This window comes from Micromonospora salmantinae (assembly GCF_022230905.1).
Taxonomy (GTDB): domain Bacteria; phylum Actinomycetota; class Actinomycetes; order Mycobacteriales; family Micromonosporaceae; genus Micromonospora; species Micromonospora salmantinae.
In genome coordinates this window covers 519,033-535,831 of record NZ_JAKKFG010000045.1, presented here as the reverse complement: position 1 = coordinate 535,831, position 16,799 = coordinate 519,033, and the positions used below count along the sequence as shown (strand labels likewise).

At 72.0% G+C, this 16,799-nt stretch carries 20 protein-coding genes; 13 read left to right on the top strand and 7 right to left on the bottom strand.

Annotation, left to right across the window (positions count from 1 at the left end):
• Positions 1–9: 9 nt before the first annotated feature.
• Complete coding sequence (locus PSH03_RS31450) at positions 10–783, bottom strand: enoyl-CoA hydratase/isomerase family protein (RefSeq protein WP_210781058.1); 774 nt, start codon at positions 781–783, stop codon at positions 10–12.
• A 98-nt stretch (positions 784–881) separates the two neighbouring features.
• Here PSH03_RS31450 and PSH03_RS31445 point away from each other — a divergent pair, with 98 nt between their 5' ends.
• The 4 genes from PSH03_RS31445 (at position 882) to PSH03_RS31430 (ending at position 3,418) form a co-directional block, all read left to right on the top strand.
• A complete protein-coding gene (locus PSH03_RS31445; RefSeq protein WP_210781057.1) occupies positions 882–1,361 on the top strand; it encodes a DUF6232 family protein in 480 nt (159 codons plus the stop codon).
• Positions 1,362–1,773: 412 nt separating this feature from the next.
• Positions 1,774–2,256 (top strand): DUF6232 family protein, encoded by a 483-nt coding sequence (locus PSH03_RS31440; protein ID WP_210781056.1) that lies wholly within the window; start codon positions 1,774–1,776, stop codon positions 2,254–2,256.
• Complete coding sequence (locus PSH03_RS31435; RefSeq protein WP_210781055.1) at positions 2,253–2,642, top strand: DoxX family protein; 390 nt, start codon at positions 2,253–2,255, stop codon at positions 2,640–2,642. The genes PSH03_RS31440 and PSH03_RS31435 overlap by 4 nt, the downstream gene beginning before the upstream one ends.
• Before the next feature lie 47 nt (positions 2,643–2,689).
• Positions 2,690–3,418 (top strand): hypothetical protein, encoded by a 729-nt coding sequence (locus PSH03_RS31430; protein WP_238691238.1) that lies wholly within the window; start codon positions 2,690–2,692, stop codon positions 3,416–3,418.
• Positions 3,419–3,456: 38 nt separating this feature from the next.
• On the opposite strand, the gene PSH03_RS31425 is transcribed toward PSH03_RS31430, so the two are convergent.
• Together PSH03_RS31425 and PSH03_RS31420 are read right to left on the bottom strand one after the other, a co-directional pair.
• Positions 3,457–4,353, bottom strand: a complete 897-nt coding sequence (locus tag PSH03_RS31425; protein WP_238691237.1) for a ribokinase — start codon at positions 4,351–4,353, stop codon at positions 3,457–3,459.
• A gap of 23 nt (positions 4,354–4,376) precedes the next feature.
• Positions 4,377–5,219, bottom strand: coding sequence for an ABC transporter ATP-binding protein (locus PSH03_RS31420; protein ID WP_238691236.1), 843 nt, complete (start codon positions 5,217–5,219; stop codon positions 4,377–4,379).
• A gap of 131 nt (positions 5,220–5,350) precedes the next feature.
• Here PSH03_RS31420 and PSH03_RS31415 point away from each other — a divergent pair, with 131 nt between their 5' ends.
• Positions 5,351–6,349: an ABC transporter ATP-binding protein gene (locus PSH03_RS31415; protein ID WP_210781051.1), complete on the top strand. Its 999-nt coding sequence runs from the start codon at positions 5,351–5,353 to the stop codon at positions 6,347–6,349.
• Positions 6,346–7,359 (top strand): ABC transporter permease subunit, encoded by a 1,014-nt coding sequence (locus tag PSH03_RS31410; RefSeq protein WP_238691235.1) that lies wholly within the window; start codon positions 6,346–6,348, stop codon positions 7,357–7,359. Before PSH03_RS31415 ends, PSH03_RS31410 begins: the two co-directional genes overlap by 4 nt.
• A gap of 118 nt (positions 7,360–7,477) precedes the next feature.
• Here PSH03_RS31410 and PSH03_RS31405 read toward each other — a convergent pair whose 3' ends face one another.
• Positions 7,478–8,653, bottom strand: a complete 1,176-nt coding sequence (locus PSH03_RS31405; RefSeq protein WP_210781049.1) for an ROK family transcriptional regulator — start codon at positions 8,651–8,653, stop codon at positions 7,478–7,480.
• A gap of 168 nt (positions 8,654–8,821) precedes the next feature.
• Between PSH03_RS31405 and PSH03_RS31400 the strand changes: the two genes are divergently transcribed.
• The 4 genes from PSH03_RS31400 to PSH03_RS31385 all read left to right on the top strand — a co-directional run bounded on the left by PSH03_RS31400 (position 8,822) and on the right by PSH03_RS31385 (position 12,118).
• The gene (locus PSH03_RS31400) at positions 8,822–10,276 is read left to right on the top strand and encodes a glycoside hydrolase family 3 N-terminal domain-containing protein (protein ID WP_238691234.1); all 1,455 of its coding nucleotides are present in this window, start codon (positions 8,822–8,824) and stop codon (positions 10,274–10,276) included.
• A gap of 135 nt (positions 10,277–10,411) precedes the next feature.
• On the top strand, positions 10,412–10,966 hold the full coding sequence (locus tag PSH03_RS31395) for a hypothetical protein (RefSeq protein ID WP_238691233.1): 555 nt from the start codon (positions 10,412–10,414) through the stop codon (positions 10,964–10,966).
• Positions 10,963–11,457, top strand: a complete 495-nt coding sequence (locus PSH03_RS31390; protein ID WP_238691232.1) for a thiol-disulfide oxidoreductase DCC family protein — start codon at positions 10,963–10,965, stop codon at positions 11,455–11,457. Before PSH03_RS31395 ends, PSH03_RS31390 begins: the two co-directional genes overlap by 4 nt.
• Positions 11,420–12,118: a TetR/AcrR family transcriptional regulator gene (locus PSH03_RS31385; RefSeq protein WP_210781046.1), complete on the top strand. Its 699-nt coding sequence runs from the start codon at positions 11,420–11,422 to the stop codon at positions 12,116–12,118. The genes PSH03_RS31390 and PSH03_RS31385 overlap by 38 nt, the downstream gene beginning before the upstream one ends.
• A gap of 227 nt (positions 12,119–12,345) precedes the next feature.
• Here PSH03_RS31385 and PSH03_RS31380 read toward each other — a convergent pair whose 3' ends face one another.
• Positions 12,346–13,008, bottom strand: a complete 663-nt coding sequence (locus PSH03_RS31380; RefSeq protein ID WP_238691231.1) for a GNAT family N-acetyltransferase — start codon at positions 13,006–13,008, stop codon at positions 12,346–12,348.
• Positions 13,009–13,177: 169 nt separating this feature from the next.
• Here PSH03_RS31380 and PSH03_RS31375 point away from each other — a divergent pair, with 169 nt between their 5' ends.
• Positions 13,178–13,372: a DNA repair protein gene (locus PSH03_RS31375; RefSeq protein ID WP_210781044.1), complete on the top strand. Its 195-nt coding sequence runs from the start codon at positions 13,178–13,180 to the stop codon at positions 13,370–13,372.
• 149 nt (positions 13,373–13,521) lie between these two features.
• On the top strand, positions 13,522–14,040 hold the full coding sequence (locus PSH03_RS31370) for a hypothetical protein (protein ID WP_210781043.1): 519 nt from the start codon (positions 13,522–13,524) through the stop codon (positions 14,038–14,040).
• Positions 14,041–14,050: 10 nt separating this feature from the next.
• Here the strand turns inward: PSH03_RS31370 and PSH03_RS31365 are convergent, their stop codons facing one another.
• Positions 14,051–14,779, bottom strand: coding sequence for a Clp protease N-terminal domain-containing protein (locus PSH03_RS31365; RefSeq protein WP_238691230.1), 729 nt, complete (start codon positions 14,777–14,779; stop codon positions 14,051–14,053).
• Between the two features lie 61 nt (positions 14,780–14,840).
• Positions 14,841–15,851: a glycosyltransferase gene (locus tag PSH03_RS31360; RefSeq protein ID WP_238691229.1), complete on the bottom strand. Its 1,011-nt coding sequence runs from the start codon at positions 15,849–15,851 to the stop codon at positions 14,841–14,843.
• A 100-nt stretch (positions 15,852–15,951) separates the two neighbouring features.
• Between PSH03_RS31360 and PSH03_RS31355 the strand changes: the two genes are divergently transcribed.
• Positions 15,952–16,791 carry a DUF72 domain-containing protein gene (locus PSH03_RS31355; protein ID WP_502361704.1) on the top strand — a complete coding sequence of 280 codons (840 nt, stop codon included), beginning with the start codon at positions 15,952–15,954 and terminating at the stop codon, positions 16,789–16,791.
• Positions 16,792–16,799: the final 8 nt, after the last annotated feature.

The following is a 16,799-nucleotide window of genomic DNA, read 5'->3' as shown; positions in this document are numbered from 1 at the left end:
GGCGACGGATCAGCGGCCGGTGAAGCCCGGCTTGCGCTTCTCGACGAAGGCCGCCATGCCCTCACGCCGGTCGTCGGTGGCGAACAGCGCCGCGAAGAGCTGACTCTCCCAGGCCAGGCCCGAGTTCAAATCCATGTCCAGGCCACCGTCGACCGCCAGCTTCGCCGCGCGCAGCGCCTGCACCGGACCGGTCAGGTACGGAGTGATCAGCGCGACGGCCGTGTCGTACACCTCGGCGGCCGGGGCGACCCGGTCGGCCAGGCCGATGCGCAGCGCCTCCTGCGCGTCCACCATCCGCCCCGACATGATCAGGTCCTTGGCGCGGGCCGGGCCGACCAGGCGGGCCAGCCGCTGGGTGCCGCCCGCACCCGGGATGATGCCCAGCTTGATCTCCGGCTGGCCGAGCTTGGCGTCCTCGGCGACGACCCGCCAGTCACAGGCCAACGCCAGCTCACAGCCGCCGCCGAGGGCGTACCCGGTGATAGCGGCGACCACCGGCTTGGGGATCCGGGCGATCGCGCCGAGCGCGCTGGACAGGTTCGCCGCCCGGTCGGCCATGTCCACGTAGGACATGTCGGCCATCTGCTTGATGTCGGCGCCGGCGGCGAAGACCTTCTCCCCGCCGTACACGATGACGGCGCGGACCTCGGGATCGGCGGTGGCCGCCGTGGCGGCGGCGCGCAACTCCTCCTGGACCTGGGTGTTGAGCGCGTTCATCGGCGGCCGCTCCAGCCGGATCGTGCCGATGCCGTCAGTGGTCTCCAGCCGAACGAACTCGCCCACGCTGCCCTCACTTCCTCGTCGAAGTCGCGTGCCAACCTTACGACCCGGCTCGTTTGGGTAAGTAGTGTGGTGTCAGCCCCGTGGGCGGGAGTCCAGCCATGATCACGTATTACGACGACAGGTCGGTGCAGGTCACCTCCACCACCGTCAGTGTCGACGGTCGCAGCTACAAGCTGGCCGACATCACCATGATCTGGCACCGGCGGGGCACCCGTTCCTGGCGCGTGCTGGTCGGACGGGGTGCGATCGGCGCAGCTCTCGCCGGCCCGCTGGTCGCGGCGGTGCTCGGCATCGGCGTGGCCGTCTGGCTGCACCGCTCACCCACAGTGACGATCGCTATCGTCGGCGCGTCGGTGCTGGTCGGGTTGGCCGTCGGGCCGGTCGCCGACTTCCTCTTCGAACACCTGGACCGCTCGTACGCCCGGGGTAGCCGCCAACTGGAGATCTGGGCCCGTTGGCGGGGTCAGCCGGTGCGTCTGCTGCACACCGGTGACGCGCTGCGCTTCGGGCAGATCTACCGGGCGGTGCAGCGCGCGGTCGAGCACAGCCAGCCGGCCCGCCCCGTCACGCGCCGCTAGCCGGCCTGGTTCCGCTTCACGTCCCTACCCGACCGGGGCCGGTCGTCACCGGTGGGACCTGCGCAGCGACCGGGCTCGCCGAGCCAGGCGGGGTGCAGCGGACGCCGGCGCAACCTTCCTGCAGTGCCTATGGAGCTGATATCACAGACGAATCGGACCGTTGGCCTTGCGGCGCCTCTGTGCCTCTGTGCCTCTGTGCCTCTGTGCCGCTGTGCCGCAAGGCCGCAAGGCCGCGGCGCGACGCGTGATGTCGCAGACGATTCAGCTCCAAAGGACCACTGCACCATCACCTCCACCCCGCCGGACGGCCTCCGTCGAAACCTCTGCGCAGGCTGGCCGATCCGCTGCGAAAGAAGCCACCTGCCAAGGTCCGAGCGAGGCGCGGTTTGCCTGGCGGTGGTTAGGCTTAGTGATGACCCTCTATTACCGGGACGACGCGGTGCAGGTGACCTCCGAGTCGATCCGGGCGGGCGGTCACGTGATCGCCCTGTCCGACGTGACGTTCGTCTGGCACGACCGGGGGCAGAAAACCCTCGCCGTACGCGGCCGTGTGCTGGGGCGCGGTGTCCTGGTCCTGCTGCTCTCGCTGCCGCCGCTGGTCGCGGTGGTCTGCGTGCTGTCACTGGCCTGGTCGGCACAGGACCGGGGCAACTGGCAGTTGGCGCTGATCATCCTCGCCGCCTGCGCGGTGGGGGCGCTCGCGTTGATGCCGTTCCTGGAAATCCCGTTGGGTTGGCTGGACCGCTCCTACGAGCGCGGCAACCATGTGCACGAGTTGTGGGTGCAGCACCACGGCCGGGAGGACCTGCTGGTGCGCACCCCGGACGCGCTACGGTTCGGGCAGATCTACCGAGCCGTGCAGCGCGCCGTCGAACAGCAGGGGGACCAACGATGACCACCCGCCGCGGCGAGGCCGTCGCGCTGGCCGGCCTGCTCACGGCGGCCGGCGTCACCCATCTGCTGCGACCCGGCGTCTACGACCCGATAGTGCCGCGCGCGTTGCCCGGCCCGCCCCGATTCTGGACGTACGCCAGCGGCGTGGCCGAACTGGCGGTGGCGGCGGCGGTCGCCAACCCGACCACCCGGCGGGCCGGCGGGCGGGCAGCCGCCGCGCTCTTCGTCGCCGTCCTACCGGCGAACGTGAAGATGGCCGTGGACTGGCGCCAGCGCCGCCCGACGAAGCGGGCCATCGCGTACGGCCGGCTGCCGTTGCAGGTGCCGCTGATCTGGTGGGCGCTGCGGGTGGCCCGCGCCGACACCGCCGGCCGACGGGCCCGCTGACCGGCTCCGTCGGGCGGTTGTGGCACAGCCGACGCACACTTGATCCCATGGCGATTCCCCTCCCCACCCCGGCCGCCGTGGTCGGTCTGACCCGCTCCGCTCTCGAACAGGCGCTCGGCTCCGCGGCCTCGATGGCGGCCGTGCCCGCCCGCGCATTCGCCGTGCTCGACGGGGTGGAGGCGCTGGTGGCCCGGATCAACGGCGTGGTCGACCGGATCGAGACGACCCTGGACCGGACCGACCAGGTGCTCACCGACGCCGAGGCGGCGGTCCGCGAGGTGGCCGTCATCAGCGCCGCCGCGACCACCGCCATCGACACGGCCACCGAGGTGGCCACCGCCGCCGCCGTGGTGGTCGCCGAGGCCGAACGGGTCTCCCGGGCCGCGGGCACTGTGGTCGCCGAGGCCGACCGGGTCGCGAACCGCGCCGCCACCACCGTGGGCACCGCGACGGAGGCCGCCGCCACCGCGGCAGAGCTGCTGGCGGCATACGAGCCGGCGCTGCGCCGGGCCGCGCCGATGGCCGGGCGGTTCGTGAAGGAGTTGAGCCACGAGGAGATCAGCGCGGCGATCCACCTGATCGACGAGCTGCCGAAGCTCAAGGAACACCTGACGGCGGACATCCTGCCGATCCTGGCCACGCTGGACCGGGTCGGCCCCGACCTGCACGACCTGCTGGACGTGACCCGCGACCTCAAGCTCGCCGTGGCCGGCATCCCCGGGTTGGGCATGCTGCGCCGACGCGGCGAGAAGCTCACCGACGAACCCGTCAGCTGACGGCCGGCCGGCCCGCACGAGCGAGCGAGCCGGTGTGGTCAGGCCGGTACGTACAGCTCGTCGATCTCGGCGCGTCGCGGTAGCGCCACCGAGGCGCCGAGCTTGCGGACGCAGGCAGCGCCGGCCGCCGACGCCCAGCGCACCGCGTCGACCAGGTCGCGCCCTTCGCCCCAGCCGACGGCCAGCGCGGCGGTGAACGCGTCACCGGCGGCGGTGGAGTCGACCACGTCGACACGTACCGCCGGCACGTGCACCTCGGTGCCGTCCCGGTCGACGTACCAGGCGCCCTCACCGCCGAGGGTGAGCACGGCCCGGGGGGTCAGGTCGAGCAGCGCGCGCGGCTCCTCCCGACCCCGGCCGGCGAGCGCCTGCGCCTCGCCCTCGTTGACGACCAGCAGGTCCACGGCGGCGAGCAGCTCGGGTGGGAGGTCCCGCGCCGGGGCGGCGTTCAGGATGACCCTCGTGCCGGCCTCGCGGGCGGCCACGGCGGCGGCCGTCACGGTCTGCACCGGGATCTCCAGTTGGGCGACGAGGACGTCCGCCGCGCGCACAGTGGTCAGCTCCTCCTCGGTGAGGCCGACCAGGGCGTCGTTCGCGCCGGGGGTGACCACTATGGCGTTCTCCCCCTGGGCGTTGACCATCACCAGCGCCACTCCGGAGGTGCCGTAGACCACGCGAAGCTGACTGGTGTCCACGCCGGCCGCGGTGATGCGGGCCTTGAGGGTGACGCCGAAGGCGTCCGAGCCGATCGCGCCGAGGAAGGCGCAGGAGGCGCCGGCCCGGACCGCGGCCACGGCCTGGTTGGCGCCCTTGCCGCCGGGCACCATCACGAAGTCGGTGCCGAGCATGGTCTCGCCCTGTCGAGGCAGCGCGGGTGCCATCGCGACCAGGTCCATGTTGGCGCTGCCCACCACGGCAACCCGGGTCTGCGGCACGGCCGTCTCCGCCTGTCCGACGCTCAGGCGGCGCGAGCCGTGAAGCGGTCGCCCGACCGCTCGACCACGAGTGGCAGCCCGAAGGTCTTGGAGAGGTTGTCACCGGTCAGCGTCTCGGCGAGCAGGCCCTGGGCGACCACCCCGCCCTCACGCAGGAGCATCGCGTGGGTGAAGCCGGGCGGAATCTCCTCGACGTGATGGGTGACCAGCACCATCGCCGGGGCGTCGGGGTCGTACGCCAGCTCGGCAAGGCGGGCGACCAGGTCTTCCCGACCGCCCAGGTCCAGCCCGGCGGCGGGCTCGTCGAGCAGCAGCAGCTCCGGGTCGGTCATCAGGGCACGGGCGATCTGCACCCGCTTGCGCTCACCCTCGGAGAGGGTGCCGTAGCGGCGTTCGGCGAGACCACCGACGCCGAGTTGACTCAGCAGGGCCCGCGCACGCGCCTCGTCGCCACGGTCGTAGTTCTCCCGCCAGCGGCCGACCACCGACCAGGCGGCGGTCACCACCACGTCGCTGACCCGCTCGTCGGCGGGCAGCCGCTCGGCGATCGCGGCGGTGGTGAGCCCGATCCGGGTACGCAGCTCGTTGACGTCGGTGCGGCCGATTCGCTCGCCGAGCACGTGCGCGACACCCGTGGTGGGGTGCAGCCGACCGGCGGCGAGGTTGAGCAGCGTGGTTTTGCCGGCGCCGTTGGAGCCGAGCACCACCCACCGCTCGTCCAGTTCGACGCGCCAGGTCAGGTCCTGTAGGAGGGCGGTGCCAGAGCGGCGTACGCCGACGCCGTCGAGGCTGACCACCAGATCCGGGTCCACGAGAGCGGCGGCAGGCGCGGCGCCGGCAGCGCCGGGGATCAGGTCACCAGTCACCACACCATCCAACCACGCAGCGCCGGGGTGCCCCCCATGGGCGGCACCTCGGCCATAGGGTGAAGCGCCGTGTCATTGATCACCAAGCCCGAAGGACGGCCCATGCCCCGCCGACGTACGGAGCCGCGCGGATGAGCGCGGTCATCGAGATCGAGGGTCTGCGCAAGACCTTCCGCAGCCTGCGGAGCGGCCGACGGGTGGCGGTGGACGGGTTCGACCTGTTGGTCGAGGCGGGTCAGGTCCACGGCTTCCTGGGCCCCAACGGCTCGGGCAAGACCACCACCCTGCGGGCCCTGCTCGGGCTGGTGAGCGCCGACAGCGGCCGGATGACGGTGCTCGGCGAACCGTCGCCGGAGTTGCTGCCCCGGGTGGCGGGTCAGGTCGGCGCCATCGTGGAGAGCCCGCAGTTCTTCGGCAACTTCACCGGCTACCGGACACTGCGGTTGTTGGCCCGCGCCGGTGGTGTGCCGGTCTCGCGGGTGGACGAGGTGCTGGATCTGGTGGGCCTGCACGACCGGGGCGATGAACGGGTGAAGGGCTACTCGCTGGGCATGAAGCAGCGTCTGGCGGTGGCGTCCGCGCTGTTGAAGGACCCGCGTCTGCTCATCCTGGACGAGCCGGCTAACGGACTGGACCCGGCGGGCATCCGGGAGATGCGGGACCTGATGCGGTCGCTGGCGGCCAACGGGGTGACAGTGCTGGTGTCCAGTCACATCCTGGGCGAGATCCAGCTGATCTGCGACCACGTCACGATCATCTCGCGGGGGCGGCGGGTCGCGACCGGTCGGGTGGACGAGGTGCTGGCCGGCCACGACCGGCACGAGTTCCTGGTCCGGGTGGCCGAACCGGAGCGGGCCGTCGAGCTGCTGCACGCGGCCGAGCTGACGGCGGCGGTGGACGGCGGAGCGTTGGTGGTGAGCGGGGTGAGCGACCCGACGGCGATCAGCCGGGTGCTCGGTGAGCAGGGTCTGTGGGTGGGCGAGCTGACGCCGCTGCGGCCGGATCTGGAGAGCGTCTTCCTGGAGCTGACCGGCGCGTACGAGCATCCGTCGGTGCCCCGGCAGGTCGGCGACTCGTCGCTGCCGCAGGGCGAAGCTGTGATCGACCTCGATCGGGGAGTGGACGCGTGAACCTGGTGCGTGCCGAGTTGGAGCGACTGTCCGCGCGTCGTTTCGTGCAGCTCATGCTCGTCCTGTTGGTGTTGGCGTTCGCCGTCACGGCGGCGACCACGCTGGCCGGTTCTCACAAGCCGAGCGTCAGTGAGCTGAACTCGGCGCGGGCCCAGGCCGCCGAGGCGCGGCGCGACCTGGAGGCCACCCACCAGGAGTGCCTGGCCCGTCAGGACGGCACCTTGCAGTCCGACACGGACAGGTACTTCCCCAGCGACTGCTCGGACATCGACCCAATCCGGCAGGACCGGCTACCGATCGCCGCCGACTTCCTGCCGGGGGTGTTCAGCTTCGCCGAGCAGGCCGAGCCGCTGCTGTACTTCCTCATCGCGTTCCTGGTGCTGTTCGGGTTCCTGGTCGGTGCCTCCTACATCGGCGCCGACCTGAACTCCGGCGGGGTGGTGAACCTGCTGCTCTGGCGACCGCGCCGGTTGACGGTTCTCGCGACCAAGCTGGGCACCCTGCTCGGCACGGTGCTGGTCCTTGCCCTGCTGGCGTCGGTGGCCTATCTCGGCACGTTCTGGGTGATCGGGCAGACCGCCGGCTTGCCGGGCCGGCTGGACGGCGACTTCTGGAGTTCGCTCGGCGCGGTGCACGGCCGTGGCCTGGTGCTGGTGTTGCTGGCCTCCGCACTGGGCTTCGCGATCGCCACACTGGGTCGGCACACGTCGGCGGCGCTGGGCGTGTTCGCCGCGTACGCGGTGGTCTGGGAGTTGGGCGCCCGGCTGGTCCTGGAGATCGTCGACGCGCGGAAGTCGGACCTGTTCATGCTCTCCAGCCACATCGGGGCGTGGCTCAACGGCGAGGCGCGGTTCTATGACGAGCAGCTCTGCCGGGGCAGCACCGAATTCCCCTACTGCGAGGGGTTCTACACGCTGACCTGGCTGCCGGCGCTGTTGGTGCTGCTGGCGATCACCGGCGGGCTGACCGCGGCGGCGTTCGCCGTGTTCCGGCGCCGCGACCTGATCTGAGGTTGTAACGGGCCGCCCGTCCTGCGATGGGCGGCCCGGAGCAGGCCGGTACGCGGCAAGAGCTTGCACCGCACAGACACGCGGTGAAATATTCCTTCACATGACCGCCGCAGCGGGCTCAGCCGACGGTGGAGCCGAACACCTCGTCGCGCACCGCGTCCAGGGCGGTGCGCAGCGCGCCGTGCAGGATCGGCTCCTCGGTCAGCCCGGTCGGCACCACTCGCGGCTGGACCAGGGTGATCGCCGCGACCTCCTGCTGCACCCGGTCGGCGAGCGCCGCGCCACCGGCCTGGCCGACTTCGCCGGCGAGCACGACCAGTGGCGGGTCCAGCACCACGCAGGTGCTGGCCACGCCGAGCGCGAGCCGACGGGCCAGTTCGTCGAGCATCGGGCCGCCGTCGGCGCCGGCCGCGACGGCCGTGCGGACCGCCTCGGCGGCGTCGGCGTCCGGGTAGCCGTGCTCGCGGGCCACCGCGCGCACCGAGTCCGCACCGATCAACTGCTGGAAGGCCGGCTTGGCGCGGCGGGACACGTCACGCGGGATGGGAGCACCAGGCACCGGCAGGTAGCCGATCTCGCCGGCGGCGCCGGTGCTGCCGTGGTGCAACCGCCCGCCCAGCATGATCGCCAGGCCGACGCCGGCGCCCACCCAGACCAGCACGAAGTCCGACAGCCCCTGCGCTGCGCCGGACTGCGCCTCGGCCACCGCGGCCAGGTTGACGTCGTTCTCGAAGACCACCGGCGTGTGCAGGTCGTCCCGCAACGCGGCGAGCAGACCGCTGTGCCAGCGCGGCAGGTTGAAGGCGAAGGTGATGTCGCCGGTGCCGGGATCGACCAGGCCCGGCGTGCCGAGCACGATCCGTCGTACGCTGCTCAGCTGCGCCTGGGCGCTGCTCGCCGCCTGCACGACGGCGTTGTGCACCACGCCCACCGGGTCGTCGGTGTCCCGGGTCGACTGCTCCACCCGGCCGATGACAGCACCGGTGATGTCGGCGCAGGCGGCAACCACCCGGTCCGGACCGACGTCCACGCCGACCACGTGCGCGCTGCTCGGGCGGACGGCGTAGAGCTGGGCGTTCGGTCCTCGCCCGCCGGCCTGCTCGCCGACCCGCGCGACGAGGCCGCGCTCCTCCAGCCGCTCGACCAGTTGCGAGGCGGTGACCTTCGACAGCCCGGTCAGCTCGCCGAGTCGAGCCCGGGTCAGCGGGCCGCGTTCGAGGAGCAGCTCCAACGCGGCACGGTCGTTGAGCGCCCGCAACAGGCGGGGGGTGCCGGGCAGCCGGGTCGCACTCATGACACGTCCTCTAGTTTTAGTAAACTTTGCTAACTGTAAACCGACCTGCGAACGGGTAGCCGTAGCGTAACGGCCACTCGACGGTGGGACGCTCCGCCGAGTCGGCAGGGCCAAGACCACCACCGGTACGACGTTTCGTACCCGCGGGGGCACCGAAGGGGGAAGCACGTGGGGTTGGATCCAGGACTGCGCCGGCTCGCGCTGGGCACGCTGCTGGCCGCGTACCCGGGACTGGTCCCGCCGGACTGGGCGGTCGACCTGCTGGCCGACGGGCTGGCCGGGTACACCCTGTTCGGCACCAACGTGCATGATCCCGCGCAGGTGGCGGCGAGCACCGCCGCGCTGCGCGCCGGTCGGCCGGACGCGCTGATCGCGATCGACGAGGAGGGTGGCGACGTGACCCGGCTGGCGCACGCCACCGGCAGCCCGTACCCCGGCAACGCCGCCCTGGGCGCGATCGGCGACGTGGCCCTCACCCGACGGGTCTACCAGTCGATCGGCGCCGAACTGGCCGCGCTCGGCATCACCGTCAACCTCGCCCCCACCGTCGACGTCAACACCGCCGACGACAACCCGGTGATCGGCACCCGGTCCTTCGGCGCGGACCCGGTGCGGGTGGCCGCCCACTCGGCCGCCGCCGTGGCCGGGTTGCAGGCCGCCGGCGTGGCCGCCTGCGCCAAGCACTTCCCCGGGCACGGCGCCACCGTCACCGACTCCCACCACGAACTGCCCACGGTGGACGCTCCGCTGGGCCTGCTCCGCCAGCGGGACCTACCGCCGTTCGCGGCCATCGTCGCCGCCGGGGCGCGCGCCGTGATGACAGCGCACATCCGGGTGCCGGCGCTCACCGGCGCCGACCCGGCCACCTTCAGCCGAGCCGTCCTGGTCGACCTGCTGCGCACCGAGTACGGCTTCACCGGCACCGTCATCACCGACGCGCTGGAGATGAGGGGCGCCGCGGTGGCCGCCGGCGGGGTCGGGCCGGCTGCGGTCCGGGCCCTGAGCGCGGGTGCCGACCTGCTCTGCATCGGCGCGAAGGTCGACGCCGAACTGGTCGAGCGGGTGGCCGCCGAGATCGTCGACGCGCTCGCCGACGGCCGGCTGGCGAGGGCGCGGGTCGAGGAGGCGGCCGGCCGCGCCGCCGATCTCGCCGCCTGGACCCGGGCCGCCAGCGGGTCGCCGACCACCGGCGACCCCGAGCTGGGGTACGCGGCAGCGCGTCGAGCGGTCCGGGTGGACGGTCTGCTCACCGGCCTGAACCAGCCACTGGTTGTGCAACTGCACACCGAGTCGACGATCGCCGAGGGTCGGGTGCCGTGGGGTCTGGGTCCGCACCTGCACGGGGTGCCGGAGATCCGGGCGATCGCCGCCGAGACCGACCCGGCCACGCTGCGCGGATTGGCGGGCGACCGTCCCATCGTGCTGGTCGGGCGACACCTGCACCGGCTGCCCGGCGGCCCGGAGCTGATCGCCGACCTGGCGGCCCAGCACCCGGTGACAGTGGTGGAGATGGGCTGGCCGGCACAGTGGCGGCCCGCGGGCGTGCGCGCCTTCGTCACCACCTTCGGCGCGAGCCACGCCAACGGTCGCGCGGCGGCCGAGGTGCTCGGCCTGGCCGGCTGAGCAGGGCGCCATCCGGCCGGGCTGAGACGCTCGGCCGGATGGCGCGCCCTCAGCGCCGCACCAGAGTGTCCACAGTCACTGGTCGCCACTTCTTGAACATGTTCAATATCAGCCCTAGTCTGATGACGTCGGTAGTTGAACACGTTCAAGAAGGGCGTCCACATGGACATCAAGGTCTGGATGTACGTGATCTACCTCGCGGTCAGCGTCGGCCTGACCATCTGGGTGGCGCGAGCGCTGTCCCGCAACGGGCAGGTCTTCCTGGAGGAGGTGTTCGCCGAGGAACGACTCGCCCGAGCGGTCAACAGCCTCCTGGTGGTCGGCTTCTACCTGCTCAACCTCGGCTACGTCACTGTGGCGATGAAGCACCCCGACCCAGTCGATTCGACCAGCCAGGCCATGGAGGAGCTGTCTCTCAAAATCGGCTTGGTGCTGCTGGTCCTCGGCGCGCTGCACTTCTTCAACGTCTTCGCGCTCGGTCGCTACCGCCGAAACCGACTCCGCCAGCTCGCCACCCACCCCCCGCTCGCCCCGATCGGCCGACTCCCCATGCCATCCGCCCCTCCCGGATCGCAGTTGGTCGGCGCGTACCCGGGCGGACCGCAGCCGACCGGCGCGCACCCGGCCGGACCCCAGCCGGGTGGCCCGCAGCCGGGCGGCGGCCCGACGACCAACCCACCAACCCGATGACAGTGCCCCCGACCGGTGGCGTCGGTCGGCTCCCGGATCCCACCGCTCACTCCGGCGGTGGGATCCGGGGGTTCACCGTCCTGTTCGACGCGGCCTGCCCGCTCTGCCGCGCCGCCCGCCGCTGGTTGTCGTCCCGCGCCCAACTCGTACCTCTGGAGTTCGTGCCGGCCGGGTCCGCCGAGGCCCGGCGGCGCTTCCCCGGCCTGGACCACGACGCGACGCTGCGCGATCTCACAGTGATCGCCGACACCGGCGAGGTGTACGCGGGCGACGGCGCCTGGTTCGCCTGCCTCTGGGCACTGACCGACCATCGGTCCACTGCCGAGCGGCTGGCCCGACCGCACCTGCTGCCCCTCGCCCGGCAGACGGTGGCCGCCGCCTCGGCGATCCGGGAGCGGATCCGCGACCCGTGGGCCGAGCCGACCGACGAACCGGCGGGATACGGTGACCTCGATGACCGAGCAGCCTGCGCAGACGACCACTGCGGGTGACCCAGCCACCGCCCGAGGCGAGCAGACCCGGCAGCTGATCCGGGACACCGCGATGCGGCTGTTCCGCGAACGCGGATACGCCCAGACCACCATGCGGGCGATAGCGCAGGAGGCCGGCGTCGCTGTCGGCAACGCCTACTACTACTTCGGTTCCAAGGACCATCTGATTCAGGAGTTCTACGCCCAGTCCCAGGTCGAGCACCGGGCCGCCGCGCAGCCAGTGCTCGATCGGGAGGAGGCGTTCGGTCCCCGGCTCGCCGGAGTGCTGCACGCGGGGATCGACGTGTTGACGCCCTCACACGGGTTCGCGGCGACCTTCTTCAAGACGGCGGCGGAGCCCACCTCCCCGTTGAGCCCCTTCTCCGCGGAGTCCTCCGGCCCCCGGCAGGCGGCCATCGACCTCTTCGGCGAGGTGTTGACCGGATCGACGGCCACTGTCGACGCCGAGCTGCGCCCGCAGTTGCCCGAGCTGCTCTGGCTCGCGTACATGGGCGTGATCCTCTACTGGGTGCACGACCGATCACCGGGCCAGACCAAGACCCGCCAGCTCATCGACGGGGCCGTACCACTGGTCGACCGGCTCGTGACGCTGTCCCGGCTCCGGGTCCTGCGGCCGGTGACCCGACAGGTGCTCGACCTGATTCGCACGCTCCGTCACTGATCCGGCCGACCTCCTTCGGCCAGCGAAGCAGCAGGTCAAGTCCGCTTTTCGACACTCCGAACCGACAGCGTCAACCTTGCCCCAAGCCTGTTCGATACGTAGCGTGATCGACACGTGGCGGCACGCCGCCGGCGACAGCCGCTACACCCGGAACCGGGGCCTGGGGGGAGGTTGCGGACCGTGGATCCGGCCCGGGATCCACGGTCCGCGCCCAGCCCCGCCCTGTCTCAGCGCGGATAGACGCCGTACGCGCGCCAGCCCCGGTCCGGGAAACCGGCCGCTTCGGCGACCCGGGCCGAGGCGTGATTGTCCCGCTCGTGCAGGTAGGTGGGGACCGCCCCCTCGTCGAGCACCCGCCTCGCCGCCTGGGCCACCAGTCGACGGGCCAGGCCGCGCCCCTGGGCGGCCGGCACGGTGCCGACGGCCAACTCGTGCCCGTACGCGTCGTGCCGTTTGATCCCGGCGCCGGCCAGGTAGACGCCGTCCGGGTCACGGACCACCAGCACCGGTCGGTCGAAGAGTCGCAGCCACGGCGGCAGCCCGGTGGCGGTCGGCTCGGTCCACTCCCCCACGTCGGGCAACGGGGCGGGTGCCAGGCTCCACCGGAAGGGTCCGTCGTGTACGCAGAAATCGGGTCGGCCGACGGCCTCCGGCAGCGCGGCGAGCAAGCGAGCCGGCGTACGGCGAACCAACGCGCGGATCGCCGCCACACGGTCCGGCGCCACGGAGAGCACGGCGCTCTGCCCGGTGTCCACGGCGAGCGCGGGGCGTAGCCGGCCGTCCCAGGCCGGTTCGGCCCGCCGGTGCGAGGCGACCACGTGCAACCCAGGCCCGGCCGGCCACTGGCCGAGCCAGGTGGCCAGGTGCAGGTGAAGTCGCCGGTCGAGCATGCGCACCTCCCCGTCACCCGACCCGTTGTCGATCACCGTACGCCGGACGGCGGGGCCGGGCGCAGGATACGTCAGGGCCGAGCGGGAAAGGGGTGCGGGAACCAGGCACATGAATCGACCGTCATATGTATTTCCATATCTGGACACCTTTGTTTGGGACGGTGAACGCATGCCGATTCAGCCGAGCGACCACTACCAGCAGGACCCCGAGCGACTCTGGCAGGCGGCGGAGGCCGTCGGAGGCAATCCGCCCCAGCCGCGCTACCGGAACCCGCGGACGATCGGCGGCGGAGCCCTGTCGTGGGCCGGCCTGAACAAGCTGTCCGTCGGCAACTCCAGTAGGCACCGTCTGAACAACCACTGACGCACCGCCGAGTCGGTGGCGCCGAAGGGCAGTCTCTGACGTTCGCCCGGGGCGACACACCGGAGGAGGTCCAGCGGCGGCTTTCGCACACCTGTCGGGTAATTTCTTGTGGTCCGCCATCCCGGCCTACGACAGGAGAAACTCCGCGCATGGGCAAGAAGACGATCCACGTCTCCGACTTCACCGGCACGGTTCTGCAGCAGGACGACGAGGTGGTCCGCATCGTCGTGCTGGAGCACCCGGACCTGGTCGCCGGGCCCGTGCAGTTGGACGCCACCCCGGGCGAGGTGGAGAACATCGACGACGCCGCGCTGGACGTGGCGGTGGTGGAGATCCACGATCGGCACGGTGGCGGCGAGCCCCGCCGGGTGGTGTTGACCGCCAGCGAGTTCGACGCGATGGCCACCGACGTGCCGATGGCGCAGCTGTTGAAGACGGCCGAGCGGGTTCGCCCACCCAAGGCCCGCAAGAGCACCGAGAAGATCGACTACGGCACGCTGGAGCACGCCGGCAAGCCACACCGGGGCCGGGTCACCGAGGAGGAGGCCCGCCTGGTGCGTGAGCAACTCGACGAGGTCAACAAGCGCCTCGCCGACGCGGGCGTACGCCAGATCGACCCGGCCGATCCGGAGCACGCCCTGCGTTACGGCTTCCCTGAGGCGTCCTGACCCCGGGTTCTCACTTCTTTCCGACGGCGGCGGCGAGGGCGGCGGCCAGGTCTGCCTCGACCGTCGCCTTGTCCAGGCCGAGGTTGGTGAGCACCCCTGCGCCGTCCTCCTGCTCCAGCAGCGCGAGCAGCATGTGCTCGGTGCCGATGTAGTTGTGCCCGAGGCGCAGCGCCTCCCGGAAGGTCAGCTCCAGCGCCTTCTTGCCGCGCGCGTCGTACGGAATGAGGTCCGGAACCTGCTCGGCCCGTGGTGGGAGGACGGCACCGACCGCCTCCCGTACCACCTCGGGGGTGGCGCCACGACCAGCCATCACCCTGGCGGCCAACCCTTCCGGCTCGGCCAGCAGGCCCAGCACCAGGTGCTCGGGGCCGATCTCGGCGTTGCCGCTGGCCCGGGCCTCCTCCTGCGAGGCCATCACCACGTTGCGGGCACGCGGGGTGAACCGACCGAAGCCGGCGTTGGGGTCGAGCGCTGCCGCCTCGGTCGCCTTCGGCACGAAGCGCTTCTGGGCGGCCTGCTTGGTGACACCCATGCTGCGGCCGATGTCGGTCCAGGAGGCGCCGGAGCGCCGGGCCTGGTCGACGAAGTGGCCGATCAGGTGGTCGGCGACCTCGCCGAGGTGATCGGCGGCGATGACCGCGTCGGTGAGTTGGTCGAGCGCGTCGGTGTGCGCCGTCTTGATCGCCTGGATCAGGTCGTCGAGCTTGACGGTGTTACTCATCTGGAGAGGATCTGTCATGCGTCAACCATAGGTTGACGTATGCGTATCGTCAACCCTGAGTTGACGATGTTGCGTCCGATCAGGCGGCGTACTCCGGCAGGAGTCGGGCGACGGCCGCCGGCGAGGGCATGCCGGCGATCTCCTCGGCGATCAGGCGGGCCGCGTCGCGCTGCTCGACCTGGCCCCGCCGCGGCAGCAGGCGGTGCGCCTGCTCGGCGATGGCGCTCGGGTCCACCTCGCCGGGAAGGAGCCGCACCGCGACACCGGCGGCGGCGAGCGTGTCGGCGTTGGCGAACTGGTCGGCGCCCTGCGGCAGCAGCAACTGCGGTACGCCGGCCGCGAGCGCCCCGAGGGTGGTGCCGCTACCTCCGTGGTGCACCACCAGGTCGACGAGCGGCAGCAACTCCGCCTGCGACACCCACTGGTGCACGCTGACGTGGTCGGGGAACTCGCCCAGTTGTTCCAGAGGCACCCGGCCGGCCGCGACCACCACCTCGGTGTCCAGCGCCGCCAGGCCGGCGATGGCGGTGCGCAGCAGCTCCGGCGTGCCGAACGCGGTGCCGAGGCTCAGATAGATCAACGGCCGGAACGTGCGACGGCTCACCCGTTCAGGCAGCGGGGCCGGTGTGGAGAAGGCGACAGGTCGCAGCTCGATCCGACGTTCGGTGGCGAGGAAGTTCGTGTCCTGCAGCGAGGGCGGCCAGATGTCCAGGTGCGGCCGGCCGACGACCTCGGCGTTCCTGGTGGGCAGTTCCAGGCCGATGCCCTCGGGGAACATCCGGCCGAACCCGTGCCACAGGCCCGGGATCCCGGCCCGGTGAGCCGCCACGGCCGCCCCCGGCAGCCCCCACTCGTGCACCACCAGGTCGGGCCGCAGCCGCGCCAGCTCCGGCGCGAGATCCTCGGCGTACACCTCGTAGAAGGCGTCGCCGGGCCGGAACGGCCGCAGGCCGTGCGCGGCGAGCGGCGGGTGCACCTCCGTCCCGGCGGCGAAGTGGACCTCGTGCCCGGCCTCTCGGGCGGCGATCGCCAGCGGGATCAGCGGATAGGTGTGACCGACGGACGCAAGACTGGCGAACAGCACACGCATGGCGTCGGACCCTACCTGCCGCACCGTGGGCCCGGCCGGGTCCGCCGGCCCGTATACGGTGGGCTCCGGTCGAGCGCGGTCACCAGTGGGAAGGGCGGTCATGCGTCTGCACGTGGGGTGCGCGATGTGGAGTCACCGGTCGTGGCCGGGCCACCGGCTGCCGCCCACCGAGCGCCTGCGGCACTACGCCAGTTGGTGCGACGCCGTGGAGGGCAACACCACGTTCTACGCGACCCCGGCCCGGGACACCGCGGCCTCGTGGGCCGCCCAGACGGGTCCCGACTTTCGGTTCGTCCTCAAACTTCCCAAGGTCATCACGCACGAACGCCGCCTCACCAACGTCGACGAACCGCTGCGCGTCTTTCTGGACGCCATCGAACCGCTCGGCCCGCGCGCCCACGCCCTCTGGATCCAACTGCCCGGCTCGTTCGCGCCCGCCGACGTCCCGGCCCTGGGCCGTTTCCTGGAGCAGCTCCCGCGGTCCCACCGGTACGCGGTGGAGGTCCGCCATCCCGCGTTCTTCACCGACGCCCACGCGACCCGACTGCTCGGGGCGACACTCGCCGCCACCCGGGCCGAGTGGATCCCCTTCGACACGACCGCCTTCTTCGCGAGCCCGCCGACCAGCGACCCGGAGCGGGACGCCTGGACCAAGAAGCCCCGCGTGCCGCTCAGGTCCGTCGCGCTGACCGACCGGCCGATCGTCCGCTACCTCGGTCGCGACGACTCGACGCGCACTGTCGAGGGGTGGCAGCGCTGGATCGACGTGACGGTCACCTGGCTTCGCGAGGGGCGCTCGCCGACGATGTTCATCCACACCCCGGACAACGCCGACGCGCCGGCGCTCGCCCGCCGGTTCCACGACGAGGTACGAGCACGCGTGCCCGGGCTCGACGCGTTGCCCGAGCCGATCCCGGTCGAGCCGCTGACGCTGTTCTGACCCGACGG

Bases quoted from the DNA above. Each gene is read 5' to 3' on its own strand.
- PSH03_RS31445 (WP_210781057.1), top strand. From the start codon at position 882: ATGATCACGTATTACGACGACAGGTCGGTGCAGGTCACCTCCACCACC.
- PSH03_RS31440 (WP_210781056.1), top strand. From the start codon at position 1,774: ATGACCCTCTATTACCGGGACGACGCGGTGCAGGTGACCTCCGAGTCG.
- PSH03_RS31435 (WP_210781055.1), top strand. From the start codon at position 2,253: ATGACCACCCGCCGCGGCGAGGCCGTCGCGCTGGCCGGCCTGCTCACG.
- PSH03_RS31430 (WP_238691238.1), top strand. From the start codon at position 2,690: ATGGCGATTCCCCTCCCCACCCCGGCCGCCGTGGTCGGTCTGACCCGC.
- PSH03_RS31415 (WP_210781051.1), top strand. From the start codon at position 5,351: ATGAGCGCGGTCATCGAGATCGAGGGTCTGCGCAAGACCTTCCGCAGC.
- PSH03_RS31405 (WP_210781049.1), bottom strand. From the start codon at position 8,653: ATGAGTGCGACCCGGCTGCCCGGCACCCCCCGCCTGTTGCGGGCGCTC.
- PSH03_RS31390 (WP_238691232.1), top strand. From the start codon at position 10,963: ATGACAGTGCCCCCGACCGGTGGCGTCGGTCGGCTCCCGGATCCCACC.
- PSH03_RS31385 (WP_210781046.1), top strand. From the start codon at position 11,420: ATGACCGAGCAGCCTGCGCAGACGACCACTGCGGGTGACCCAGCCACC.
- PSH03_RS31380 (WP_238691231.1), bottom strand. From the start codon at position 13,008: ATGCTCGACCGGCGACTTCACCTGCACCTGGCCACCTGGCTCGGCCAG.
- PSH03_RS31375 (WP_210781044.1), top strand. From the start codon at position 13,178: ATGCCGATTCAGCCGAGCGACCACTACCAGCAGGACCCCGAGCGACTC.
- PSH03_RS31370 (WP_210781043.1), top strand. From the start codon at position 13,522: ATGGGCAAGAAGACGATCCACGTCTCCGACTTCACCGGCACGGTTCTG.
- PSH03_RS31365 (WP_238691230.1), bottom strand. From the start codon at position 14,779: ATGACAGATCCTCTCCAGATGAGTAACACCGTCAAGCTCGACGACCTG.
- PSH03_RS31360 (WP_238691229.1), bottom strand. From the start codon at position 15,851: ATGCGTGTGCTGTTCGCCAGTCTTGCGTCCGTCGGTCACACCTATCCG.
- PSH03_RS31355 (WP_502361704.1), top strand. From the start codon at position 15,952: ATGCGTCTGCACGTGGGGTGCGCGATGTGGAGTCACCGGTCGTGGCCG.